This is a genomic window from Methylobacterium sp. A52T (genome assembly GCF_053346095.1).
Genome location: NZ_JBKFBI010000066.1, coordinates 1 through 23,909, shown reverse-complemented (window position 1 = coordinate 23,909; position 23,909 = coordinate 1). Strand labels below are relative to the sequence as shown.

Below are 23,909 nucleotides of genomic sequence, written 5' to 3'. Positions count from 1 at the left end.
CAGCGGCCGCCCGCCACCCGGGCGCGGCGGGGCGGCGGCGCGGTCCCCTCCCCCCAGGTCGCGTTGACCCGCCGCGCCTACTCCGCCGCCCGCGCGCCGCGCGCCGCCTGCTCCAGGTGCCGGTCGTGGGTGAGGCAGAGGACCGTCACCATGGCGGCGAGGCCGGCCGCCGCGATGAGGAGGAGGCCGCCCGTGAAGGTGCCGGTGGCGTCCTTGATCGCGCCGACCGCGTAGGGCGCCGCGAAGCCCGAGAGGTTGCCGAGGGCGTTGATGATGGCGATCCCGCCGGCCGCCGCCGCGCCGGACAGGTAGGCGGTGGGCAGCGTCCAGATCACCGGGAGGCCGCCGAAGATGCCGAAGGCCGAGACGCTGAACAGGGCCATCTTGGCGTAAGGATCGGAGACCAGCGCCGCCGCGGCCGTGCCGCCGGCCGCGAGCAGCAGCGCGAAGGCCGCGTGGCCCCTGCGCTCGCCCCTGCGGTCCGAGGAGCGCCCGAGGGCGAGCATGCCGACGATCCCGATCGCAAAGGGGATGAGGCTGACGAGACCCGTCTGGAGGTTCGTGAGGTCGAAGCCCTTGACGATCTGCGGCAGGAAGAAGCTGAGCCCGTAGAGCAGCGCCACGTTGCCGAAATACACGAAGGCGACGGCGAGCACGCGCCGGTCGAGGAGCGCCTCCGCGACGCTGTAGCGGCGGGCGGATTCGCGCGCCCGCCGCTCCTGCGCGAGGCGCTCAGTGAGCCACGCGCGCTCGTCCTCGGGCAGCCAGGCCGCCTGCGCCGGCCGGTCCGTCAGGAAGGCCAGGACGATGCCCGCGAGGATGACGGCGGGCAGGGCCTCGAGGACGTAGAGCCACTGCCAGCCCTTGAAGCCCCAGACCCCGTCGAGGCCCAGCAGCGCCCCCGAGACCGGCGAGCCGATGACGCTCGAGAGCGGGACCGCGGCCATGAAGGCGCCGATGATCCGCGCGCGGTAGCGCGCGGGGAACCACAGCGTGAGGTAGAAGATGATGCCGGGGAAGAACCCGGCCTCCGCGGCGCCCAGCAGCAGGCGCACGGCGTAGAAGCTCTTCTCGCCGACGATGAAGGCCGTCGCGCCCGACAGGAGCCCCCAGGTCAGCATGATGCGGGCGATCCACACCCGCGCCCCGACCCGCTCCAGGATCAGGTTCGACGGCACCTCGAAGACGAAGTAGGTCAGGAAGAAGATGCCGGCCCCGAGCCCGTAGGCCGTGGCGGAGATGCCGAGGTCCTGGTTCATGGTCAGCGCGGCGAAGCCGACATTGACCCGGTCGAGGTAGGAGATGAAGTAGCAGGTGATCAGGAGGGGCAGGAGCCGCCTGCTGACCCGCCGGATGGCGCGCGCTTCCACATCCATCGTCGCCCCCTCGAGGATCCGGAACGGACGCCGGGCGCCCGATCCGACCGGGCCTCCGGTCAATTCGCGGGTGACATAGCCGGGCGGTCGGCGCCCCGATAGGAGGGGACGCGGTGCGGCGGCGGTTGCCTACGCGCCGGGGCGGGATCCGGCCCCGCCGCGACCGAGCGCGTCGAGGAGGAGGTCCGCGACGGCCCGGGGCTGCTCCTGCTGAACCCAGTGCCCCGCCCCCGCTACGAAGTGGCAGCCGAGCAGGCCCGCGCCGGCGGCCTCCGTCATGCGCTCCAGCGCGCCCGGCGCCTGGAACGGGCCCCAGTCGCGCGCGCCGGACACGAACAAGAGGGGGACCTCGATCCGCCGGCCGGCGAACCGCGCGAGGTCGCGGTCGATGCTGCCATCCATGCGGCACCGGTAGCCCTGGAGCGCGCCCTGGAAGCCGGAGCGCGCGTACTCGGCCGCGTAGACGGCGAGTTCCGCCTCCGTCAGCCAGGCGCAGTCCGCGCCGCCCCGCCCCGGCATCTCCGGCGCCACGGTCGCGGGCATCGTCCGGCCTTCATCCATCACGTAGTAGGTCGGCATCTCGGCGAGGGCCTCGGCCGTCCAGCCGGCGAGCGCGCGGGGTCGATTGTCGGGCCAGTCCGCGCTCTTGTGGTGGAAATAGGCGCGCAGGAACGCGGCGAGGCCCTGGGGACTGCGCTCCATGTCGGCGGCGGCGCGGCGCGTCGCGTAGTAGCGGTGGTAGTGCGTGCGCGGGCGCGGCAGGGCGGCCAGCGCCGCGTGGATCGGGTCGTCGGCCGGCGTCCGGAGGCCGCGGGCCAGGGCGTCGAGCCCCGGCGCCCCCGCGAAGGGCGCGCTCATGAGCGCGACCATGCCGAAGAGATCGGGCCGCGCCAGGGCGCAGTAGCCGCAGACCCAGGACCCGTAATCGTGTCCGACGAGCGCCGCGACCCTGTCGCGCTCCAGGGCGCTCATCAGGCACAGCAGGTCGAGGAGAAGGTTGTGCAGCCGGTAGGGCGCGAGGTCGTCCGCGAAGGCGACCGGCGCGTCCGCGGTGCGACCGTAGCCCCGGAGGTCGGGGGCGACGACGTGGTAGCCCGCCGCGGCCAGCGCCGGCATGACCTTCCGCCAGGAATAGGCGATCTCGGGGAAGCCGTGCACCAAGAGGATGAGCGGGCGGTCGAGACCGCCGTCGCCCGCCTCCAGCACGTGCATGCGCAGGCCGTTGACGCCCTCGACGAAGCGGGCGCGGATTCCGGCCGGGAGGGCGGCCGGATCGAGCGGGGGCAGGACGTTCGTCACCATGGCCGCGCGCTCCCGTGCCGATCGTTCGACGGCCGCCGAGCGTACACGGTCCGCGATCCGACCGCGAAATCCGACCCGCGCGCATCCGGACCTGCCCCACCTCCGCGCCCGGTCGGCGCGCCCCCGAACCGTCAGGCCGTCAGGCCGTCAGGGCGGCGCGGCCCCCCGGTGCCCGGCCTCGGCCCGCCACGCGTCGCGCTCGGCCTCCAGGCCCTGGATCCGGGCATGGAGTTGCCCGGCATCGATGGCCGTCTCCATCAGCATGTCCTGCGCGCTGGCGAGCTGCTCGCGCAGCTCGGAATTCTCGGTCACGAGGGTCAACAGGATCGCCGCCACGTCGTCGCCCATTCGTCCACCTGCCTCACCGTCCGGGGTCGCGGCTGGTAGGACCGGCATGGTTACCGCTCCGGAAAGGATGGCGGCCCGGCGCCCGCGCCGCGGCCCCTGTCCACAGCCGGATCGCGCCGGCCGCCGGGAGGCCGCCCGCGGGCGCGGTGCCGCGACGCGGCCGCAGGAACAATCATCCGTGCGGGAAGATGCCGTCATGCGCACCCCGCGCGAACGGAGCTGCTCGCATGTTCATGAAGCTCGACCGCCTTCAGGCCGAACTGCCACAGCCGAAGAAGCCCGATCCCAACGCGGCGGCCGCGCTGCAGGAGCTGCTCGGCGGCAAGTACGGGGAGATGTCGACCCTCGGGAACTACATGTTCCAGAGCTTCAACTTCCGCAACAAGTCGAAGCTGCGCCCCTTCTACAGCCTCGTGTCGAGCATCTTCGCCGAGGAGCTCGGGCACGTGGAGCTGGTCTCGACCGGCATCGCGATGCTCAACAACGGCCCCGGCGACGACACCGAGGAGGTCGACGTCTCGAAGGCCCCGTTCCACGACATGCAGGACATCCGGCTCGCCGGCAGCTTCCTGAGCAACGGCGGCGGCGCGACGCCGGTCAATTCCAACGCGCAGTCCTGGAACGTCGACATGGTCACGACGACGGGCAACATCATCATCGACCTGCTGCACAACTTCCACCTGGAATGCGGCGCGCGCCTGCACAAGCTGCGCGTCTACGAGACCCTGAAGGACCCGACCGGCCGCGAGGTCTGCGGCTACCTGCTCGTGCGCGGCTCGGTGCACGCGCACGCCTACGCGCTGACGCTCAAGAAGCTGACCGGCGTCGAGATCGAGAAGATGCTGCCGACCCCGAACATCGTTCTCGACAAGATTCCGGAGTGCCAGAAGTATCTGCAGGAGGGCTCGCACCGGCGCCTCTACCGCTTCAGCCCGGACGACTACAAGGAAGCGGCCGGCGTCTGGTCGAACGACGAGGTCGCGCTGCCGGGGGATCCGCCCGGCAACCTGGAGGTCGTCGACGGCCTGCCGGAGGGCGGCAAGATCCCGGAACTCGACGGCAATTACGGGGCCTTCGCGCCCAACTACGCCCCCGAGGAGATCTTCGAGATCGCCAGCAAGCTCTACAAGAAGGGGCGCTGAGGCGCGCTGAAGCCCCGGGCTGAGACCTGGGCAGCGTCCCGCGGTCTCAGAACCGCGGGGCGCACCGTCCCCGGTCAGTACCAGTCGTCGTCGTCGGCGGGCGATCCCGGCGGGAGCGGGCCGTCACCCATCACGCCGGGATCCCCGTAGTTGAACGGAGGTCCGTCGAAGCCGACGACACCGTCCGGATTGTCCGGCGTCACGTTCGGATCGACCTTCAACTCGGTATCCTCGCGCCCGAGCCGTTGATCGAGGCGATCCATGCGCTTGAGATCCTGCTGGATCGGGATGTCCTGCTGGGCCTGCGCGACGATCGCGGGACTTGCGAGGGCGAAAACCAGCGCGGCGACGGTCAAGCGTGTCATAGCAATCGGCCCCTCGCGTCCCGGCGCGCTCCTGAAGTCGATGCATACCGTGGACGGACCACCGAGCATAGCATTGACGGCCGTCAACACTAATCGCGCGTGCATGTCGACCGGGCGCGCGCTCGGCGAATGCGCGTCGCCGCCCGGCCCGACCGGATCGAGATCTGCCATCGCGCCGTGAGACGCGCCCTCCCCGCCAGGCACCGTGCGGGCACCGTGCAGGCATCGTGCAGGCATCGTGCAGGTTAGATCGCCGACGGCCGGCAGTCCTGCGGGCGCCGGGCCCGACCGGTCAGCGCGGCTGGCGGCCGGCCGGGCCGGCGACGTGCGGGCCGGCGGAGCGGTCGGCCGGCACGGGCCGGTGGTAGGTCACGGAGATCTCGGGCAGCATCACCGCGGTGACGTCGGACAGGCCGTGCCGTGCGGTGGATCCCTGCGCGGAGGCGGGCGTCGCGAGGGCGGCGGCGAGGGTCGCGGCGAGCGCGGCGGCAGCGAACAGGCGGACGGTCATGGCAAACCTCTTCTGACTTCGGCACGAAGTCATCCGGTCAACTGTCGCGAGTGAGGAAGATCGTCGTTCCGGCGGTCTTGATCGCCTCGGCTATGTCGGGCCGAATGTCGTCCTTCAACATGGATGTTAGGCCGGCGGTTGCCGCGAATGCGTGCGACGCCGCACAATCGACAGTATCGGACCGCGCGTGAGGTGACTTCGTCGCGTCGGACCGGCTCCGTTCGAGGCGCGCCCGGCACCGCGGCTCGATCCGGCGCGGCGATGGCCTGCATCCGCGAGGCGCGGCCGCGCCGGGGCGCTCCCGCCGGGATTTCGTGGACGGGCGTTCGCTTTCCGTACTCATGTGGCATCGGAGTGGCAGCCGGCGGGCGACGGCTCCGCTACGGTGCGGACGTCTCCCTGAGGCGCCCTCGATGCTCATCCCCGCCCCGACCATCCGCCGCCTCCTCATGCTGGGGCTCGTGCTCGTCGCCCTCGTCGCGCTCGCGGACGGCGTGGCCCGCCACGAGTTGCGCACGGCCGCGCGTGCGATGACCCTCGCCGACGCGGCCCCGCAGGCGGAGCGCGCGTCGGATGAGTAGGCGCCCGCCCCTCGCGGCCGGCCTGGCGCTCCTCGCGGCCCTGGCGGGGGCCGAGCCCGCCGCGGCGCTGGCAGCGGAGCCGGCCGACCTGCCGGGCCTGGAGCGGGCGTGGCACGGCTGCGTCCGCGAGGCCTTCGACCAGCAGCCGGCGCACCGGAGCAGGCCCGGCCGGGAGCGGGGCGCCCTGGACACGTGCAAGCCGCAGGAGGACGCCTACGTGGCCGCCCTGATGGCCGCCCGGCCGATCGACGCGAACCGCCCTGCCCTGGCCTGGGCGCGGACTTGGATGGCCTACGTGGTGGATCCCCTGAGGGACTGGATCGCCGCGCTGCATCGCTGAGCCGTCCCAGACGCGGCCGGGCGACGGTCGGCCGCCCGCGCGAGGCGGGACGCAAGCAGGTCTCGCGCAGCTCTACCGAAGGTGCGCTCCGAGCATTCGCGCCAGTATTGTGCATCCCTTTCCGATGTTCGCGCGTTCCAATCTCGAACCGGCCGATATTTCGGTGCGATTGTCGACATAGAGGAGGCGCGAATGCTGCGCGGTGGATTGCTGTGGCTGCTGGGAATCCCGCTGCCGATCATCCTGTTGCTGTATTTCCTCGGCGTGTTCCACTAGGTCGAGGCGGACGGTCGTCGTGCCCTACACGGTCGAGATCACCACGCCGCCGGTGCGGATCGACGGCGCCGAGCAGGCCTCGCGGATGTATCAGCTGCCGGACCCGTTCAGCACGCTGGCCGAGGCCAAGGAAGCGGCGATCGCGCATATCGGGGGCCTCGGCCTCGATCCGGCCGGCATCCTCTACACCGTCTTCGATCGCGAGGGTTTCACGGTCGCCTCCAACGCGGATCAGCGCGCCGAGGCCGGATAGAGCGGGCCGGCGGATCAGGGTCCCGTCCCGCTCTGCGGGATCGTTCGAGCCCGGAGGCGGCCTCCCTGCCCGCCTCCGGCCGGTGCGCGGCCCGGGATCCGTGCGCGAGCCGCGGCCCCGCAGGTGTTCCGGGACACGCCGGACCTGAAAGCTTGAGCTTAGATCGGGATCAAACCGCGAACACAGTCGCGAACCCGATGGAGACGACGATGACCTGGACCAACCGCATCGCCCTGGCCGCGACCCTGATCGCCGGCGCGGTCGCCCTCGTGACCTACGCGCAGGCCCTCAGCCTGCCGGCCCATTTCGCGTGAGCGAGACGGGCCCGGCGGCGGTCTCGGCCACCGTCGTCGCCTGAACGCGCGCCGAATGGTTCCGCAGTGCAGCGTGACTCTTCGCACCGCACGCGCCCGGCCGATGCGGCATCATCGTTGCAGTCGGTGATCCCGGGTCTCGCCCGAGACCCGTTGCTCGATGAGAGGCGTGCACGACATGGTCCTGAAGGGCTTCTCCTACGCGATGATCGGCGCCTTCCTGGGCGGCCTCGCGATGACGGTGACCGGCTCGGCCGGGGTGCTGATGGGCTTCTGAGGCGCGGCGGCCCTCGGGGCCGCCCGGGCGACGGACTGCCCGAACGGACGGCGTGAGCGGCGGGGCGAGAGCCCCGCCGTTCCCGTATGCGGACCCGGACGACGCCGCGGTTCGGGTCGAGGCCGCGCTCACGCGACCGGGTCATCCCATCCGATGGCGCGGCGCAGGAAGGTGAGCCCCAGCGCCCGGAACGCCGCCGTCTGCTCGCTGTCCTTGCCGGCGCCGTGCCCGCCGGTCGCGGGCTCGTAGAAGGCGACGTCGCAGCCGAGGACGCGGAGCTTCTGCGCCATCTTCCGCGCGTGACCGGGATGGACCCGGTCGTCGCCGCGGCTCGTGGCCAGCAGGATCGGCGGGTAGGCCCGCCCGGCCTCGGCGGCGTGGTAGGCGGAGATGCCGGACAGGAACGCCCAGTCCTGCGGATCGTCCGGATCGCCGTACTCCCCGATCCAGCTCGCGCCGGCCAGGAGCTTCGTGTAGCGGCGCATGTCGATCAGCGGGATCGTGCAGGCCAGCGCCCCAAACCGCTCCGGGTAGCGGGTGAGCATGTTGGCGATCAGCAGGCCTCCGTTCGAGCCGCCCTCGGCCGCGATCCGCCCCGGCCGCGTCACGCCGCGGGCGACGAGATCGGCGGCCACCGCGGCGAAGTCGTCGTGCGCCCGGGCCTTGCCCTCGCGCCGGCCCGCGTGGTGCCAGCGGGTGCCGAACTCGCCGCCGCCGCGGATGTTGGCGGTCACGCAGGTGCCGCCCCGCTCCAGCCAGAGCTTGCCCAGCACGGGCTGGTAATCCGGCAGGCGCGAGAGCCCGAACCCGCCATAGGCCGTCAGGTAGACGGGGGCCGCACCGGTCTCGGCCTCCGGCCCGACCTGAACGTAGGGAACGCGCGTCCCGTCCGCCGACCGGGCCTCGTGGCGCGTCACCCGGACGCCGCGCGCGTCGAAGGCCGGGGGCGCCCGACGCAGGACGGTCGGGGCATCGAGCGCGGGCGGGAAGGCGAGCAGCGCCGGCGGCGTCACCGGATCGTGGGCCAGCGCCAGCAGGGCTCCGTCCGCCCGCTCCGGATCGCCGTCGAGGGGCCAGAGATGGACGGAGCCGAGGGCGGGCAGGCCGGCGAGGGGCCGCTCGGTCCAGCCGCCCGGCCCCGGCTCGAAGACGCGGTAGGTGGGACGCAGGTCCTCGAGCGCGTCCACGATCAGCCGCCCGGCCGACCAGAACACCCTCTGCAGGGCGAGCCGCGCGTCCGGTTGCCAGAGGACCGTGAAGGCGCGGCCTCCCGCCAGCAGGTCGGCGAGCGCGATCGCCAGCACCGTGTCGGTGTCGTGCGCGACGCCGTCCACCGTCCAGGGCCGCCGCAGCCGCACGGACAGGTGGTCGCGGTGCAGCTGGACCCCGGCATGCGTGGGCAGGTCGAGGCGCGCGCGCAGGCCGCCGCGGTCGCCGATATGGACAGCCGCGTCGAAGAAGCCGAGCTGCTCGACGACCGTGATCCGCTCGGTCCCGGTCTGCCGGTCGGACGCGCCCCAGACCGCCATGCTGGTCTCGGCGGTCTCGAACAGGACGGACGCGTCGCGCGGGTCCGTGCCGCGCGGCCAGAGCCGGACGGTGCGCGCGTAACCGGACCGCGTGGCCATGCCCGGGCCGAGGGCGCTCGACAGGAGCACCGTCTCGCGATCGAGCCACGTCGCGCCGCCCTTGCCCTCGGGCAGGACGAAGCCGTCGGCCACGAAGGTGCGGGTGTCCAGATCGAACTCGCGGATCACGGCCGCGTCCTTGCCGCCGCGGCTGAGGCGGACGAGGGCGCGATCGAGCGCGTCCCTGAGGATCGTCGCCCCGGCCCAGACCCAGTCCTCCCCCTCGGTCGCCGCGAGATGGTCGAGATCGAGCAGGATCTCCCAGTCCGGGACCGCGGCGCGGTAGCCGGCCGCGTCGACGCGCCGCCACAGGCCGCGCGGATGCGCGCCGTCCGTCCAGAAATTGTAGAGCCAGGTGCCGAAGCGCTGGACGAACGGGATGCGGTCCGGCCGGTCGAGAAGCGCGCGGGCGATGTCGCGGTCGCGGAGGAAGCCGGCATCGCCGTAGCGGGCGAGCGTCTCCGCGTTACGCGCCTCGACCCAGGCCAGCGCGTCGGGCCCGTCGACCTCCTCCAGCCAGAGGTACGGATCGTCGTCGGGCCGCGCGAGCGTCGGCCTGGGGTCGGGATGGGGGTCGGATTCTGCGGACATCCGTGGGAGCGTAGCCCCTGCGCGCCGCCCTCGAAAGGCGCGCGGCATTCCTCCGACGAGCGGTCAATCGTCTCGGACGCGCAGATGTTCGTACGCCTCGCGCAGGTGGAAAGGACGATCCGGACACGCGGATCAGGACGTTCCCGCATGCGGGCGGCCGATCCCCCTCCCGAACGTCGCCCCCGCGCGCGCCGTCGACTCGGCCGGCAGGCCGCGCAGGTCTCTCGGACGCATCTATACTTGTCTTACCAGCGGCATTCGAACCGTATCAGATCTTTGACTGTTTTCGGCTTTATCAAATCAGCACATATGTCTTGCATTCGCGCCGATGATGGTATTCAATGATGGTTCGGTCGCGTACGGTCCGGTTCGTGCTCTGAGTCCCCATGGCCTTTTACCGGGGGTCGCTGCGATGCGCGTCGTCGAACAGGGGTTGCGCAGGTCTCGGCTCGCCGAGACGGCGATGGTCGGCGTCGCGGGCGCCGCCGTACTGGTCTCGGGCTGTCTCGACATCTCGCCCGGATGGGCGGTGGAGGCGGACGCGGTCGTCGGGACCTGGCGCCTCGCCGCGGCCACGCGCCGGATCGTGGACACGGGCGAGACCATCGACGCCTACGGCGGCCCGAAGCCGACCGGGTGGATCCATTACGGCCGCGACGGGCGCATGATGGTGGTCTGCGCCCACGAAGGCCGGGAGCGGCCGATCGCCAACGACAAGATGTCCGACGCGGACCGGATCAAGCTCCACAAGACCTTCTTCGCCTATGCCGGGACCTACCGGCTCGAGGGCGACCGGATCGTCCACGACATCGACACGTCCTGGAACGAGGCCTGGACCGGGACCTCCCAGGTCCGGCACGTCACGCAGGAGAACGGGCGGCTCGTCCTCACGACGGTGCCGTTCAAGTTCAACGTCGACGGCAGGATGAGTGTCATCACCCTGACCTGGGAGAAATACCCCTAGCCCGCCCCGCAGATCCTGTGCCGTCCCGCTCCCATCAACCAGAACATTTCACGATGGAGGAAGACATGCTGCGCCCCCACGTCCTGCACGCGACCGTATTCGCTGTCGCCCTGATGACGCCGAGCCTGTGCCGGTCGGACACCCTGCAGGCCGACGCGCAGAGCGCCGCGAGCCAGTGGGACGCGGCGTATAACGGCGGCGACATGGACGCGCTGGCCAAGCTCTACACGCCCGACGCGATCGTCGTCACGAAGGGCGCGCCGCAGACCAGCGACGGCATCCAGAAGTTCTTTGCCGGGCTGAAGGCGAAGGGGTGGGACGAGCACAAGACGACGGTGAAATCCGCGCTGCCGAAGGACAACCTGCTCATCGCGTCCGGCCGCTGGGAGATGACCGGCCCCGGGGACGGGGGCGCGAAGAAGAAGTTCGAGGGCAACTGGGTGAACGTGCTGGAGAAGCGCGACGGCGCCTGGCGCACGGTCCTGCACACCTGGAACTGATCGCCTCGCCCGGCCGGGGGACGGCCGGGCGGAGCGCCTCCCGGTCTCAGTGGATCGGGCGCGGAACCGTGCCTCGCCCCCGGGCGGCCGGGCCGCCCTCGGCCGGCGCGACGCCGGCCTCCAGGCTCTCCAGGCTCTGGCTGCGCGGCTCGACGCCGAAGGCCGCGACCGCCACGATCTGCAGGGCGAGCAGCCCGATCATCAGGCCGGTCACGCCCGCGATGCCGTAGGCCTCGAACAGGGTCACGACCAGGAAGGGCGTCACGATGGTCGCCCCGCGCCCGACCGTGTTGCACAGGCCCGAGGCCCGCAGGCGCACCTCGGTCGGGAACAGCTCGGGGATGTAGATCCCGAACAGCAGGGCCACCAGCACGTAGATCGGCACCGTCAGCCCGAACCCGACCAGCGGCAGCAGGACCGGGTCCAGGGTCATCGGGTAGAGGATCCCGAACAGGATGGCCGTCGCCGAGGCGCCGACGATCGTCGGCTTGCGGCCCCAGCGGTCGGCGGTCAGGGCGCCGATGGCGCTGCCCACCGGCGCGCCGAGCCCCATCAGCAGCGCGTAGCCGAAGGAGGTCGCCACCGAGAGGCCCTGCCGGATGAAGAAGGTCGGCAGCCAGGTCACGAAGCCGTACAGCAGGGTGTTGATCACCACGAGGCACAGGCAGCCCAGCAGCAGGCGCGACAGCAGCGGCGGCCGGAACAGGGCGGCGAGCCCGAGCTGCGTGACGGGCGCGGCCGCGGCGGCGGGCGGCAGCGGCGCGCCGCGGGCCGCCTCGGCCTCGATCGCGCGCATCAGCGCCTCGGCCTCGGCGTGGCGCCCCACGGCCTCGAGCCAGCGCGGCGATTCCGGCAGGCTCTTGCGGGCGTACCAGACGGCGAGCGCCCCGAGGCCGCCCAGCGCGAACATCGCCCGCCAGCCGAAGGTCGGGATGATCAGGTAGCCGACCAGGGAGGCGGCCGGCAGGCCCGTGACGACGAACACCGCCATGAGGCCGAGGAAGCGCCCGCGCGAGCGCGCCGGCACGAACTCAGTCATGGTCGAGTAGCCCACGACGTTCTCGGCCCCGAGCCCCACGCCCATGATGAAGCGCAGCACGATGAGCACCGTCATGTTGGGCGCGAAGGCCGCCCCGATGGCGGCCAGCCCGAAGACCAGGAGGTTCGCCTGGTAGGTGAAGCGCCGCCCGTAGCGGTCGCCGAAGAAGCCCGTCAGGAACGAGCCCGCCATCATCCCCACGAAGGTGGCCGAGACGAACCACGCGTTCTGCGGCAGGGTCGAGAAGCCGCTCTTCAGGGTCGCGCCGAGCACGGTGGCGGCGATGTAGATGTCGAACCCGTCGAAGAACATGCCGATCCCGATCAGCCACATGATGCGGCGGTGGAACGGGCCGATCGGCAGGCGGTCGAGGCGGCCTCCGGCGTTGACCGCCGGGCTCACGGCTTCGGACATGGGGCGTTTCCTTCCTCGGGTTCGGGGCCGGCGCGGAAGGGGTCCGTCTGGCGCGGACCTCGCATCCCCCGCGCCGCCGGTCGTCAGTTCAGGCGGCGCTGGCCGGCCGTGTCGCGGTACCAGTCGAAGGGCCCGTCGCCGGTGGCGACCATCACGCTCTTCACGTCGAAATGGTCGTTGAAGCTCTCGATTCCGCACTCGCGGCCGAGCCCGCTGTCGCCGACCCCGCCCCAGGGCGAGGCCGGGTCGAGGCGGTGGTGGTCGTTGATCCAGACGATGCCGGCCTTGACCGCGTGCGCCACCCGGTGGGCCCGGGCGACGTCGCGGGTGCGCACGGCCGCGGCGAGGCCGAAGGGCGAGTCGTTGGCCAGCCGGAGCGCGTCGGCCTCGTCCTCGAAGCGCGTGACGCTGGTGAACGGCCCGAACACCTCCTCCTGGAAGATGCGCATGTCGGCGGTGACGTCCGCGAACACGGTGGGCTCCACGAAGTAGCCGCCCTCGAAGCCCGGAACCTTCGCGGCCCGCCCGCCCGCCACCGCGCGGGCGCCCTGGTCGCGGCCGTAGCCGGCATAGGCCAGCACCCGCTCGCGCTGGCGCTCGGAGATGACCGGGCCGAGCTGGGTCGCCGGGTCGAAGGGGTCGCCGAGGCGGATCGCGGCGGTCTTGGCGGCGAGCCGCTCCACGAACGCGTCGTAGATCGAGGCCTGGACGAGGTGGCGGCTGCCGCAGACGCAGGTCTGGCCGGCGCCGATGAAGGCGCCGAAGGCCGCGTAGTTCACCGCCCGCTCGACGTCGAAGTCGTCGAACACCATCACGGGGGTCTTGCCGCCGAGCTCCATGGTCTGGTGGGCGAAGACCTTCGCGGCCGCGGAGCCCGCGATCCGGCCGGCCTCGGTGCCGCCGGTGAGCACGAGCTTGTTGATGTCGCCGTGCTCGGCCAGCGCCTTGCCGGTCGAGGCGCCGAGCCCCAGCACGATGTTGAACACGCCCGGCGGCAGGCCGGCCTCGGTGAAGATCTGCGCGAGCTTCAGGGTCGTGAGCGGCGTGTACTCGGAGGGCTTGACCACTGTGGTGCAGCCGGTGGCGAGCACGACCGCCAGCGACTTGCACAGGATCATCAGCGGGTGGTTGAACGGCGTGCAGTTCGCCACCACGCCGATCGGGGTGCGGCGGGTGTAGTTGAGGTAGTTGCCCTCGACCGGGATGACGTCGTCGCGCCGCGCCAGCGCCACGCCCGCGAAGTAGCGGAAGAAGTCCGGCAGCCGCGAGAGCTGCGCCCGGGTCTCGTTGACCGGCCGGCCGTTGTTGGTGGTCTCCAGCCGGTAGAGCGTGTCGAGGTTGGCCTCGAACGCGTCGGCGAGCCGGTTCACCAGCCGGGCCCGCGCCCGGATGTCCATCCCGCCCCATTCCCGGCCCTCGAAGGCGGCCCGGGCCGCGCGCATCGCCCGGTCGACGTCGGCCGGCCCCGAATTGGGGATCCGGGCGATCACCGCGCCGGTGGCGGGATTGCGCACGTCGATCAGCGCCCCGTCGCCGGCCTCGACCTCGCGCCCGTCGATGAAGTTGCCCCGTGTCTCGACGGTCGGTTCCGGCGCGTGCAGGGTCATGGCGTCTCTCCCGTGTCGAGTCCGTTGTCGGGCCGGCTCGGGCCCGGTGTCGTGTTCGACCGCGTCCCCCGGCTCCGCGCCGGGCGCGGCCTCGTTCAGAGGACGATCGCGCTGCGTTCCAGGGCGGTCAGGATGCGGCGCTCGGCCTGGGCGACGTGCGAGCGCACGAGGCGGCGCGCCCCGCGCCCGTCGCGCCGCTGCACGGCGTCGATGATGGCGGCGTGCTCGTCCACTAGCTGCGCCGGGTCGCGCCCGCGGATGCCGTCGAGGCTGACCCGGACGAGCCGGTCCGCCTGCTCGACGAGGTCGCGCACGGTCGCGGCCATGCGGCGGTTCCCCGACGCCTCGGCGAGGGCGATGTGGAAGGCGCGGTTCTCCGCGATGAAGTCGGCGCCGTCCGCGACGGCGCGGAACGCGTCGAGCGACGCCAGGACGGAAGCGGGCGCGCCGGCCGCGGCCTCGGCCGCGCAGGCCGGCTCCAGGGCGAGGCGCATGCGCAGCAGATCGCGCGCATCCGCCACCGAAATCGCGTTGATCTGATATCCCTGACGCGCGTGAACCGTGACGAGGCGCTCGCGCTCCAGGCGCAGCAGCGCCTCCCGGACCGGCTGCCGGCTCACGGCGTAGCGCTGGGCCAGTTCCTGCTCGCGCACCTCCGCGCCGGGGCGCAGGACGCAGGCCAGGATGTCGGCGCGGATCGCCGCGTAGATGTTGTCTCGGAGCAGCACGCACGGCCTCGTTCGATCGACACATGCTGCCATTCGTGAAATATCACGTCAACCGGATTGCGAGCGAACGCGTCGGATGCGACAGCGTCGTGGAGCCGCCGGCAGAGGCGGCGGGGGAGGTCTCGGATGCAGGCGATGTTCGCGGATGGCCAGGTCGCGGTGACCCTGTCCGGCGAGGGCCCGCCCCTCGTCCTGCTGCACTCGCTGCTCGCCGACCGCACGAGCTTCGACCGGGTCACCCCGGCACTCGGCCGCGACTTCCGGCTCCTCCTCCCCGACCTGCCCGGGTTCGGCGCCTCCGCGCCCGCGCCGGGCGGCCTCGAGGCCGTCGCCGACCGGGTCGGCGCGGCATTGCGCGCGGCGACCGGGGGCCGGCCGGCGGCCGGGCTGGGCAACGGCTACGGCGGCTTCGTGCTGCTGCTCTGCGCCCTGCGCCACCCCGACCTCTTCGACCGGCTCGTCTTCGCCGATTGCGGCGCCTGCTTCCCGGAGCCCGGCCGGGCCGCGTTCCGCGGCATGGCCGGCGCGGCGGCCGAGAAGGGGCTCGCGGCGCTCGCCGACACGGCCATGCGCCGGCTGTTCGCGCCCGCGTTCCAGGCCGCGCACCCGGACCTGATGGCCGAGCGCCGGGCCGCCTTCCTGCGCACGGACGTCGACGTGTTCCGGGCGGCCTGCGCGGCCCTGGCCGGCCTCGACCTGCGCGCGCGCCTCTCCGAGATCCGCGCGCCGGCGCTGGTGCTCGTCGGGGAGGAGGACGAGGCGACGCCGCCGGCCATGGCGCGCGAGCTCGCGGCCGGGCTGCCGGACGCGCGGTTCGTGACGCTGCCGGACTGCGCCCACGTCCCGCAGCTCCAGGCCCCCGAGCTGTTCGCCCGCGAGGTCCTGGCGTTTCTCCGGCCGGGCGCCGCCTGAGCGGACGCGCGGAACGGTGCTAGGTTCGGGCGCTCCGGCGGGGCCGGCGGCCCCGATCCGCGCGGCCGCGGCGTCGCGCCATCCAGCGAGACGGACATGAAGACATTTTTCGTGCAGATCAAATGCGAGATCGGCAAGACTTACGCCGTGTCCGACGCGCTCGTCGCGATGGAGATCGCGTCGGAGATCTACTCCACGGCCGGACGGTTCGACATCATGGCCAAGTTCCACGTGGACAACGGCGTCGATATCGGGCTGTTCGTGAACGACTTCCTCCTGCGCCTCGACGGCGTAAAGGATTCCGAGACGATCATCGCCTTCAAGGCCTTCCACTGACGCGCCCGACCGGGACCGGCGCCCGGAAGCCGCGCGCCGCGGACGTCCGGGGCGGCCCGGCTCAGCGGACGCGCGACGGGTCGATCACCAGGAAGTACTCGCACGCCTCCGTACCGACGTTGGTGAAGGCGTGCCCGGCATCGGCCTCGAAATACAGGCTGTCGCCGGTCTCCATGATGACCGCGCGCTCGCCGATCACCGCCCGCAGGCGGCCGCGCAGGACGTAGATGTACTCGGACACGCCGCGGCGATGGGCGGTGAACTCGCCGGTGCTGGCGCCCGGCGGCAGCGTGTTGAGCACCCAGTCGATGCCGCGCCCGGGCAGGACCGGCGAGATGCAGCGCCGCAGGTAGCCGGACGCCTCGTCGCGCAGGATCGGCTGGCGGCTCGCCGGGATGACCAGGATTTCGCGCTCCGTCGCGGGCGCCATCAGCCGCGAGAAGGTGACGCCGAGCGCCTCCGCGAGGCGGGACAGCACCACCGTCGACGGCACGGCCTCGGAGCGCTCGATCTTGGAGATCATCGAGCGGCTGACGCCCGAGCGCGCCGCCAGCGTCTCCAGCGACAGGCCCTGCTCCCTGCGGCGCCGCCGGATCTCCTCGGCGATGTGGATCTGCGGGGACGTCTCCGTCGCTGCCGGGTCCGCCCCGATGATCGTCCTCGCCGTCATGCCCCGTCATCCGCGCCCGCGACCGGGCCGCGCGACCGGGGCGCGGCACCGAGAGAGTCGCCCCCGCCTAGCGCAGGGGCTGCCGAAATGCACCTTGCGCCGCACCTTGCGCCGGAGCGCCTCGCAGAGCGCGAGCCACCGGGCTGGCACGCCGCTTGCCTCCACAAGAATGGATTTTTATCCATCACAGTGGAGGATGTGCCGTGGCCGATACCGCGTTGCCCCTTGAGGCGTCCCCGGCTCTCGATGCCGGCCCGGTGCCGGTCGCCGACCGGCGCCAGATCGTCTGGTCGAGCGTCATCGGGACGACGGTCGAGTGGTACGACTTCCTGATCTACGGGACGGCCACGGCGCTCGTGTTCAACAAGCTGTTCTTCCCGAGCTTCGACCCGCTGGTCGGCACCATCGCGGCGTTCGGCTCCTACGCGGTGGGCTTCCTGGCGCGCCCCCTCGGCGGCGTCATCTTCGGGCATTTCGGCGACAAGGTCGGCCGCAAGGCGATGCTGTCCCTGACCATCATCATCATGGGCCTCGGCACGTTCCTGATCGGGTGCCTGCCGACCTACGCGCAGATCGGCATCTGGGCCCCGATCCTGCTCGTGGCGCTGCGCCTGGTCCAGGGCATCGGGATCGGCGGCGAGTGGGGCGGCGCGGTCCTGATGGTGGTGGAGAGCGTCCCGGCGGAGCGGCGCGGATTCTTCGGCAGCATCGTCCAGCTCGGCTACCCCCTCGGCGTCATCGCGTCGATCGGGGCCTTCGCGCTGTGCGGCTTCCTGCCGGAGGCGGACTTCCTCGCCTGGGGCTGGCGGATCCCGTTCCTGGCCAGCGCGCTGCTGGTCGGCCTCGGGCTGTTCATCCGCCTGCGCCTGCACGAGACCCCCGCGTTCCAGCGGGTGAAGCGGCGGTCCGCGGTGGCGCGCCTGCCGGTCATGGAGATCCTCACCGAGCACCCGCGCACATTCCTGAAGGCCGTGGGCCTCAAGGTCTCCGAGATCGCCTACGTCAGCGTCGTGACCGTGTTCTCGATCTCCTACGTGACCGGACAGCTCGGGCTGTCGCGCAGCATCATCCTGAACGGCATCCTGGTGGCGGCGGTGATCGAGCTCTTCACCCTGCCGGCCTTCGGCTGGCTGTCGGACCGCTACGGCCGCCGGACCCTGTTCGTCGCCGCCTGCCTGTTCTCGATCGCCTTCGCGTTCCCGCTGTTCACCCTGCTCGACACGCGCGACCCGACGATCATCACGCTGACCGTCGCGGTGGCCCTGAGCTTCGGCCAGGGGATCATGTTCGGCACCGGAGCCGCGTGGATGTCCGAGCTGTTCGACGCGCGCCTGCGCTACAGCGGCGCCTCCCTGGGCTTCCAGGTGGGCGCGGCCCTGAGCGGCGGCTTCACCCCGCTGATCGCCGCGGCCCTGCTGGGCTGGAGTTCCGGCGCGACCTGGCCGATCTCCGTCTACCTGATCGCCCTCGCCTGCATCACGCTCACGGCCACGCTCCTCGCCCCGGAGACGGCGCGGAAGCCGATCGACTGACCGGGTGAGCCGCCGCTCCGGACGCGCGCGGCGGCTTCCCATACAGTGGATTATCGTCCACTATCTGAAACAGACCGACGAGAGACGAGCCGCATGACGAACCGCACGACGAAGCACACCATCCGCACCGAGAAGGCCGCCCCGGCGGTCGGGCCCTACGCCCAGGGGATCCGGGCCGGCGGGCTGGTCTTCGCCTCCGGACAGCTGCCGATCGATCCCGCCGCCGGCGCGTTCCCGGAGGGGGTAGAGGCGCAGACCCGGCGCTCCCTCGCCAACCTCGCCGCCGTGCTCGAGGCGGGCGGCGCCAGCCTCGCGAGCGTCGTGAAGACGACCGTGTTCCTCAAGGACATGGCGGAGTTCGCCGCGATGAACGCTGTCTACGCCGAGCACTTCCCGGGCGAGGCCCCGGCCCGCTCCACGGTCGAGGTCGCGCGCCTGCCGCGCGACGCCCGGGTCGAGATCGAGGCGATCGCGCTCGCCACGGAGGCCGCATGACAACCGAGGCGAGCAGCACGATGACCGGCGAGACCGCACCCCGCATGGTCGAGGCCTTCGCGCACGCGGCCGGATCGGCCGCCGTCCGGGTTCCGGGCGGCGCCACCGGCTGGGTCGGCGCCCTGACCCACATCCACATCGCCCCCGCGGCGAGCTACGAGATGGAGGCGCTGTCGGAGGCCGTGTGCGTGGCCGGTCGCGGGATCGAGGGCGACCGCTACTTCCTCGGCACCGGCACCTACTCGCCCAAGCCCGACGTGCGCGAGGTCACGCTGATCGAGCAGGAGGCCCTCGACGCCCTCAACCGCAACGACCCGCCGCTGCAGGAGGGACCGCTGCGCCTCCTGCCGGGGGATCACCGGCGCAATCTCACGGTGCGCGGCGTGCCGCTCAACCACTTGGTCGGCCGGCGCTTCCGGGTCGGCGCGGTGATCCTGCGGGGCGGGCGCCTCAACTTCCCCTGCCGCTATCTCGAGGAGCTCCTCGGGATGCCGGTCTACCTGCCGCTCTACAATCGCTCGGGCCTGAACTGCGGGATCGAGAGCGGCGGCGTGATCCGGCCCGGCGACGCGATCGAGCTGCTGGACTGACGGAGCTGCGCGCGATGACGGCCCGCCTGATCATGAAGCTGCGCGTCGCCGACGCGGTCGCGACGACGCCGGAGGTGCTGCACCTCGGTCTGGTCCATCCCGCGCGCCCGGAACTCCCCGCCTGGACGGCCGGCGCCCACGTCGACCTGCGCCTGCCGGACGGGCGGGTGCGGCAGTACTCGCTGTGCGGCGACCCGGCCGACCGGGGCCGCTACGAGATCGCGATCAAGCGGGAGGCGGCCGGCCGGGGCGGCTCGGCCTGGGCGCACGAGACGCTCGCGCCCGGGGCGTTCGCCCACGTCTCGGCGCCCCGCAACAACTTCCCCCTCGACCCCGAGGCGCGCCGCCACCTGCTCGTGGCCGGCGGGATCGGGGTGACGCCCCTGCTCGCCATGGCGCGCGCGCTCGCCGCGTCGGGGGCGGAGTTCGCGTTCCACCTCTGTGCCCCCTCCCCCGAGGCGGCGCCGCTGCTGGCGGCGGTGCGGGCGGTCTGCGGGCCGCGCCTCCGGTGCTGGTTCGCGTCCGAGGGGCGGCGCTTCGACCCCGACGCCCTCGGCCCGGCCGAGGCCGGGACCCACGCCTACGCCTGCGGGCCGCGGCGTCTCATGGACGCGGTCCAGGAGGGGCTGGTCGCGCGGGGCTGGCCTGCCGAGCGGGTGCACAGCGAGCATTTCGAGCCGCTGCGCGACGAGGGCTTCGTACCGGAGCCGTTCGAGGCGCGCATCGCCTCCACCGGGCAGGTGCTCCACGTGCCCGCCGACCGGTCGCTGCTCGACGTGCTGCGCGGCGCGGGGCTCGACCTGCCCTCCTCCTGCGAGCTCGGCGTCTGCGGCGCCTGCGAGTGCGGCTATCGCGATGGCGCGGTCCTCCACCGCGACGCGGTCCTGCCGCTCGCCAAGCGCCGGAGCCGCATGATGCCCTGCGTCTCGCGCGCGCGGGACGCCGTGACGCTCGAGCTCTGACGGCGGGACCCGCGCTGCGGCGTTATCGGACGTGCGGCCCCGCGCGGGCGTCGACGCCGGCCGGCCTCGCCGCGCGGCCCGCGCGACCGTGAGCTGCGCCAGCGCGCCGCACGTTTCGGATCCGCGAACCTCACGCGGCGGATGGCGATGCCGCTCGGGCTGGGTTAGCCCGCCTCGATCGTGCCATCGCCGTGGGGCAGTGCCCCGCCCGCCAAGAGGAGGTTGTGAGAATGAGCCGATCCACGCTGTCCATCAGCGCCGGTCTGGCGGCCGCCGCAGTCGTCCTGGCGGGCCTCTGGATCTCCTACGGGCCCCGGCCTCACGCGAGCCGCGACAGGCAGGCGTCCACGACGATCCCCGTGTCCAAGCAGGACCGATCCGGGATCGACCCGCAGGGCGAGGCCATCCGGTCCGTCTATCCGGGACCGAACGCCGGATCCGCCCCGCGCGTCGCCCCGGCGCCGCGGAACGCGACGGCCGCCGCCCCGTCGTCCCTGGCGGCAACCCCGCCCGCATCGCCGGCAGCGTCGCCGGATGACCCCGCGGCGAGCGGTGCGGCGAAGCCGACGGCGCCGCCGCAGCAGGCCGAGGGCGCGCCGGGCCCCGGCCAGCCGCCGGCCTCTCAGGGCCAGGGCGTCGACCTCAACACGGCGTCCGTCGAGGAGCTGAACGCCCTCGGGGCCGGCATGATCGGGCGCCGGATCGTCGCGTTCCGGCCCTACGGCTCCCCGGAGGATCTCGTGACCCGGCGTGTCCTGAAGAAGGCCGATTACGAGGCGATCAGGGCTGCCGTCGCGGTGCGGCAGACCGAGTCCGCGGGCGCGAACCGCCCGGATTGAGGGTCGAGGCCCGTCGGCACCGAGCCGGGCTCGCCGGCCCCACGGGAGTCGGGGGGCGGCGGCGCGGACCCTACGCGCGCTGCGAGGGGGCGGGCTGCTTGGCGGCGAGACGTTTGCCGAGCCGCTCGATGTCGACGATCATCCGCTCGTGCGTCCCGGCCCCGATCTGCTCCGACTCGTCCCAGGCCGCGACGCGGAACTGGATCTGGCGTCCGGCGACGCCGACCACCTCGGCCTCCGCCCGGACGCGGTGCCCGACCGGCGTCGCCGCCATGTGGGTCACGTCCACCTTGGTCCCGACGGCGCTCTCGCCGGGATCGAGGTACTGGCGGACGGCGTTCAGCGCCGCGTTCTCCATGATCAGGACCATCATCGGCGTGGCGAAGACCGGCGGCAGGATGTTGTCCTTGAACTGGCTGGCCAGATGTGACGGCCCGACCAGCATGGCGAAGCTCCCCTTCGCTCCCAACGGGATGTCCTGCATGCGCGCGCTCCAGATCCGTCTCGGCCCGATGACCGATAGGTAGGGCTGAGGGACCGCGTCCGGACATCCCGGGACCTTCGCCGCACGCAGCCCAGCCCCCTCCCCGCCGCCCGGCGCGGCACGGGAACCCCGGCACGAAAGCCTCGGACCGGGAACCCCGGCAAGGGAGGGACGAGCGCCCGCGGGCGAGGCGTGTCCGGTCAGCGCCGACGGCGGGGCTGGCCGGCCGCCTCGAGGATGAGGTCCGCGATGTCCGGAGCGCGCGAGATCAGGGACAGGTGGCTCGCCCGGAGCTCGATGGTCCGCGCGTTCATGCGCTTGGCCATGAACCGTTCGAGGTCCGGGTCGATGGTCCGATCCTCGGTCGACACCGCGTAGAAGCTCGGCTTCGAGCGCCAGGCGGCCTGGGTGGTCCGTCCCGTCAGCAGGGCCTTGCGGAACGGCTGCTGGACCGCGAACAGCACCCGCGCCTTGTCCACCGGCAGGTCGCCCGCGAAATCCCGCAGGAACGCCGCCTCGCTCAGGCGCCCCTCGTCGCCGTCGAACACGATGCCGGCCGAGGCGGGCGGGGTCGGGTAGGCCTTCGCCAGCGCCGCGTAATCCTCGTTCGCGTCCGGCGCCCGCGCCGCCACGTAGACCAGGGCCGAGACCTTCGGGTCGATCCCGGCCTCGGTCACGATCATGCCGGAGAACGAGTGGCCGACGAGGACGGTCGGTCCCTCCTGGCGGGCCAGCACGCGCTGCGCCGCGGCCACCGCCTCCGCGAGGGTGGTCAGCGGGTTCTGCACGGAGGTGACGGAGAGGCCGGCCGCCTGCAGGTGCGGGATCACCTCCGACCAGCACGATCCGTCGGCGAACAGCCCGTGGACCAGCACGACGTTGCGCGCCCGCGGCAGGTCCTGGGCGGCGGCCGGTCCGGGCAGCAGCGCGGCGGCCGCGCCGGCGGCAAGGGTGCGGGTCAGCGTTCTGCGCGTCATCATGGGGGCGCCTCCATCCGGACTCGTCGATGCGGGACCTACCGCCCCTGTTCGCCGTCGGCGCGGGAAGGATACAGCCTCGGGCCGCCCAGGGCGCATCTCGGCGCGCAGTTCGATGCGCATCTCGGCGCGGCCCGGCGGCGGCCGGGACCGCGCACCGACAGGACCATCCGGGGGCAAGCGTCCCGGGATGTTACCCGGATATGCTGCGCGATGCTGGACGAGGGCGGCCTTTCAGCCTCTCATGGCGGCACGAATTGAGTAAAAACCGGGAGAGGAAACCGAGATGCTGCGACGCGTGCTGCGTCGGCTGACGGCTGCGGCCTCGCTGACAGTGCTGACATTCGCCGTTCCGGCCGGCGCGGAGGAGCCGCTGCGCTTCGAGGTCGATCCGGCCTGGCCGCAGCGCCTGCCGAACGACTGGATCATGGGTCAGGCGGCGGGCGTCGCGGTCGACGCGCAGGACAATGTCTGGGTCATCCAGCGGCCGCGCACCCTCACCGACGACGAGAAGGCCGCGAGCCTCGACCCGCCCCGCACCCGTTGCTGCAAGCCGGCGCCGCCGGTCCTCGTCTTCGATCAGGCCGGGCGCCTGGTGAAGTCCTGGGGCGGCCCGGGCGAGGGCTATCAGTGGCCCCAGAACGAGCACGGCATCCACATCGACCACAAGGGCTTCGTCTGGCTCGCCGGCAACGGCGACACCGACGGCCAGATCCTGAAGTTCACCCCGGACGGCAAGTTCGTGCTGCAGATCGGCAAGCAGGGGCCGCAGACCGACAGCCGGGACACGAGCCGCCTCGGCAAGCCGGCCGGCATGATGGTCGATCCGGAGACGAACGAGCTCTACGTGGCCGACGGCTACTACAACCACCGCGTCATCGTGTTCGACGCGGAGACGGGCGCTTTCAAGCGGATGTGGGGCGCCTACGGCAAGCCGCCGACCGACGACAAGCTCGGCCCCTACGATCCGGCGGCGGCCCCGTCCCAGCAATTCGCCAACCCGGTGCACTGCGTGCAGATCGCCCGCGACGGCCTCGTCTACGTGTGTGACCGGACCAACGACCGGATCCAGGTGTTCCGGAAGGACGGCACCTTCGTGAAGGAGATGTTCGTCGAGAAGAACACCCGGGCCAACGGCTCGGTCTGGGAACTCGCCCTGTGGCCGGACGAGCGCCAGACCTACCTGCTCAACGCCGACGGGGCCAACAACGAGGTCCGCACCCTGAGCCGCGACACCGGTGAGATCCTCGGCCGCTTCGGCCGCAACGGCCGGATGGCCGGCGACTTCCACTGGGTCCACAACCTCGCGATCGACTCCAAGGGCAACGTCTTCACCACCGAGGTCGACACCGGGAAGCGGGCGCAGAAGTTCCTGTTCCGGGGCGACATGGTGCTGCGCAAGCGCGCCGCCCTGCCGGAGGGCGGCGCGCGATGATCGCGGCGGCCGATCCGGCCGTGCCGGTCGCCGGCGCGGGCTGCGCGTGCTGCCTGCCCCGGCGCGGCTTCATGGCCCGCCTCGCGGGGCTGGGGGCGGCGGCGCTGACGGCCGGCGCCGC

Annotated in this window: 26 protein-coding genes; 14 read left to right on the top strand and 12 right to left on the bottom strand. The window is 72.5% G+C overall.

What is annotated here, in order from left to right:
• Positions 1-77: 77 nt before the first annotated feature.
• The 3 genes from ACLBYE_RS16870 to ACLBYE_RS16860 all read right to left on the bottom strand — a co-directional run bounded on the left by ACLBYE_RS16870 (position 78) and on the right by ACLBYE_RS16860 (position 3,074).
• Entirely contained in the window at positions 78-1,376 is a 1,299-nt protein-coding gene (locus ACLBYE_RS16870) for an MFS transporter (RefSeq protein WP_447695053.1), read from the bottom strand.
• 129 nt (positions 1,377-1,505) lie between these two features.
• Positions 1,506-2,678: an alpha/beta fold hydrolase gene (locus tag ACLBYE_RS16865; protein ID WP_447695052.1), complete on the bottom strand. Its 1,173-nt coding sequence runs from the start codon at positions 2,676-2,678 to the stop codon at positions 1,506-1,508.
• Between the two features lie 147 nt (positions 2,679-2,825).
• Entirely contained in the window at positions 2,826-3,074 is a 249-nt protein-coding gene (locus tag ACLBYE_RS16860; RefSeq protein ID WP_447695051.1) for a hypothetical protein, read from the bottom strand.
• 179 nt (positions 3,075-3,253) lie between these two features.
• Here ACLBYE_RS16860 and ACLBYE_RS16855 point away from each other — a divergent pair, with 179 nt between their 5' ends.
• Entirely contained in the window at positions 3,254-4,168 is a 915-nt protein-coding gene (locus ACLBYE_RS16855; RefSeq protein WP_447695050.1) for a manganese catalase family protein, read from the top strand.
• Between the two features lie 74 nt (positions 4,169-4,242).
• Here ACLBYE_RS16855 and ACLBYE_RS16850 read toward each other — a convergent pair whose 3' ends face one another.
• Both ACLBYE_RS16850 and ACLBYE_RS16845 read right to left on the bottom strand, forming a co-directional pair.
• On the bottom strand, positions 4,243-4,704 hold the full coding sequence (locus ACLBYE_RS16850; RefSeq protein ID WP_447695049.1) for a hypothetical protein: 462 nt from the start codon (positions 4,702-4,704) through the stop codon (positions 4,243-4,245).
• 121 nt (positions 4,705-4,825) lie between these two features.
• Positions 4,826-5,044: a hypothetical protein gene (locus tag ACLBYE_RS16845; RefSeq protein ID WP_447695048.1), complete on the bottom strand. Its 219-nt coding sequence runs from the start codon at positions 5,042-5,044 to the stop codon at positions 4,826-4,828.
• Positions 5,045-5,457: 413 nt separating this feature from the next.
• Between ACLBYE_RS16845 and ACLBYE_RS16840 the strand changes: the two genes are divergently transcribed.
• From ACLBYE_RS16840 to ACLBYE_RS16830, 3 genes are all read left to right on the top strand, one after another.
• On the top strand, positions 5,458-5,625 hold the full coding sequence (locus ACLBYE_RS16840; protein ID WP_447695047.1) for a hypothetical protein: 168 nt from the start codon (positions 5,458-5,460) through the stop codon (positions 5,623-5,625).
• On the top strand, positions 5,618-5,965 hold the full coding sequence (locus ACLBYE_RS16835; RefSeq protein WP_447695046.1) for a hypothetical protein: 348 nt from the start codon (positions 5,618-5,620) through the stop codon (positions 5,963-5,965). Before ACLBYE_RS16840 ends, ACLBYE_RS16835 begins: the two co-directional genes overlap by 8 nt.
• A 295-nt stretch (positions 5,966-6,260) precedes the next feature.
• On the top strand, positions 6,261-6,494 hold the full coding sequence (locus ACLBYE_RS16830) for a hypothetical protein (protein ID WP_056524217.1): 234 nt from the start codon (positions 6,261-6,263) through the stop codon (positions 6,492-6,494).
• Between the two features lie 719 nt (positions 6,495-7,213).
• Here ACLBYE_RS16830 and ACLBYE_RS16825 read toward each other — a convergent pair.
• Complete coding sequence (locus ACLBYE_RS16825; protein ID WP_447695045.1) at positions 7,214-9,304, bottom strand: prolyl oligopeptidase family serine peptidase; 2,091 nt, start codon at positions 9,302-9,304, stop codon at positions 7,214-7,216.
• Between the two features lie 412 nt (positions 9,305-9,716).
• Between ACLBYE_RS16825 and ACLBYE_RS16820 the strand changes: the two genes are divergently transcribed.
• Complete coding sequence (locus tag ACLBYE_RS16820; protein WP_447695044.1) at positions 9,717-10,268, top strand: lipocalin-like domain-containing protein; 552 nt, start codon at positions 9,717-9,719, stop codon at positions 10,266-10,268.
• A 65-nt stretch (positions 10,269-10,333) separates the two neighbouring features.
• Positions 10,334-10,768, top strand: coding sequence for a YybH family protein (locus ACLBYE_RS16815; protein ID WP_447695043.1), 435 nt, complete (start codon positions 10,334-10,336; stop codon positions 10,766-10,768).
• A gap of 46 nt (positions 10,769-10,814) precedes the next feature.
• Here the strand turns inward: ACLBYE_RS16815 and ACLBYE_RS16810 are convergent, their stop codons facing one another.
• The 3 genes from ACLBYE_RS16810 to ACLBYE_RS16800 all read right to left on the bottom strand — a co-directional run bounded on the left by ACLBYE_RS16810 (position 10,815) and on the right by ACLBYE_RS16800 (position 14,556).
• Entirely contained in the window at positions 10,815-12,221 is a 1,407-nt protein-coding gene (locus tag ACLBYE_RS16810; RefSeq protein WP_447695042.1) for an MFS transporter, read from the bottom strand.
• 83 nt (positions 12,222-12,304) lie between these two features.
• Positions 12,305-13,828 carry an aldehyde dehydrogenase gene (locus ACLBYE_RS16805; RefSeq protein ID WP_447695041.1) on the bottom strand — a complete coding sequence of 508 codons (1,524 nt, stop codon included), beginning with the start codon at positions 13,826-13,828 and terminating at the stop codon, positions 12,305-12,307.
• 95 nt (positions 13,829-13,923) lie between these two features.
• On the bottom strand, positions 13,924-14,556 hold the full coding sequence (locus tag ACLBYE_RS16800) for a GntR family transcriptional regulator (protein ID WP_447695040.1): 633 nt from the start codon (positions 14,554-14,556) through the stop codon (positions 13,924-13,926).
• 126 nt (positions 14,557-14,682) lie between these two features.
• Between ACLBYE_RS16800 and ACLBYE_RS16795 the strand changes: the two genes are divergently transcribed.
• Positions 14,683-15,468 (top strand): alpha/beta fold hydrolase, encoded by a 786-nt coding sequence (locus tag ACLBYE_RS16795; RefSeq protein WP_447695039.1) that lies wholly within the window; start codon positions 14,683-14,685, stop codon positions 15,466-15,468.
• Between the two features lie 96 nt (positions 15,469-15,564).
• Positions 15,565-15,804 carry an Lrp/AsnC ligand binding domain-containing protein gene (locus ACLBYE_RS16790; protein ID WP_012329666.1) on the top strand — a complete coding sequence of 80 codons (240 nt, stop codon included), beginning with the start codon at positions 15,565-15,567 and terminating at the stop codon, positions 15,802-15,804.
• A gap of 61 nt (positions 15,805-15,865) precedes the next feature.
• Here the strand turns inward: ACLBYE_RS16790 and ACLBYE_RS16785 are convergent, their stop codons facing one another.
• Complete coding sequence (locus ACLBYE_RS16785; RefSeq protein WP_020096176.1) at positions 15,866-16,474, bottom strand: helix-turn-helix domain-containing protein; 609 nt, start codon at positions 16,472-16,474, stop codon at positions 15,866-15,868.
• Between the two features lie 203 nt (positions 16,475-16,677).
• On the opposite strand from ACLBYE_RS16785, the gene ACLBYE_RS16780 reads away from it, so the two are divergent.
• The 5 genes from ACLBYE_RS16780 to ACLBYE_RS16760 all read left to right on the top strand — a co-directional run bounded on the left by ACLBYE_RS16780 (position 16,678) and on the right by ACLBYE_RS16760 (position 20,892).
• Positions 16,678-18,006 carry an MFS transporter gene (locus tag ACLBYE_RS16780; protein ID WP_447695038.1) on the top strand — a complete coding sequence of 443 codons (1,329 nt, stop codon included), beginning with the start codon at positions 16,678-16,680 and terminating at the stop codon, positions 18,004-18,006.
• A gap of 93 nt (positions 18,007-18,099) precedes the next feature.
• Positions 18,100-18,501, top strand: coding sequence for a Rid family detoxifying hydrolase (locus ACLBYE_RS16775; protein WP_447695037.1), 402 nt, complete (start codon positions 18,100-18,102; stop codon positions 18,499-18,501).
• 20 nt (positions 18,502-18,521) lie between these two features.
• Positions 18,522-19,091: an MOSC domain-containing protein gene (locus ACLBYE_RS16770; RefSeq protein ID WP_447695059.1), complete on the top strand. Its 570-nt coding sequence runs from the start codon at positions 18,522-18,524 to the stop codon at positions 19,089-19,091.
• A gap of 14 nt (positions 19,092-19,105) precedes the next feature.
• Positions 19,106-20,053 (top strand): PDR/VanB family oxidoreductase, encoded by a 948-nt coding sequence (locus ACLBYE_RS16765; protein ID WP_447695036.1) that lies wholly within the window; start codon positions 19,106-19,108, stop codon positions 20,051-20,053.
• 230 nt (positions 20,054-20,283) lie between these two features.
• Positions 20,284-20,892, top strand: coding sequence for a helix-hairpin-helix domain-containing protein (locus tag ACLBYE_RS16760; RefSeq protein ID WP_447695035.1), 609 nt, complete (start codon positions 20,284-20,286; stop codon positions 20,890-20,892).
• Positions 20,893-20,962: 70 nt separating this feature from the next.
• Here ACLBYE_RS16760 and ACLBYE_RS16755 read toward each other — a convergent pair whose 3' ends face one another.
• Positions 20,963-21,376, bottom strand: a complete 414-nt coding sequence (locus tag ACLBYE_RS16755; RefSeq protein WP_447695034.1) for a thioesterase family protein — start codon at positions 21,374-21,376, stop codon at positions 20,963-20,965.
• Between the two features lie 200 nt (positions 21,377-21,576).
• On the bottom strand, positions 21,577-22,356 hold the full coding sequence (locus ACLBYE_RS16750) for an alpha/beta fold hydrolase (protein ID WP_447695033.1): 780 nt from the start codon (positions 22,354-22,356) through the stop codon (positions 21,577-21,579).
• 283 nt (positions 22,357-22,639) lie between these two features.
• On the opposite strand from ACLBYE_RS16750, the gene ACLBYE_RS16745 reads away from it, so the two are divergent.
• Positions 22,640-23,788, top strand: coding sequence for a hypothetical protein (locus ACLBYE_RS16745; protein ID WP_447695032.1), 1,149 nt, complete (start codon positions 22,640-22,642; stop codon positions 23,786-23,788).
• Positions 23,789-23,909 lie beyond the last annotated feature (121 nt).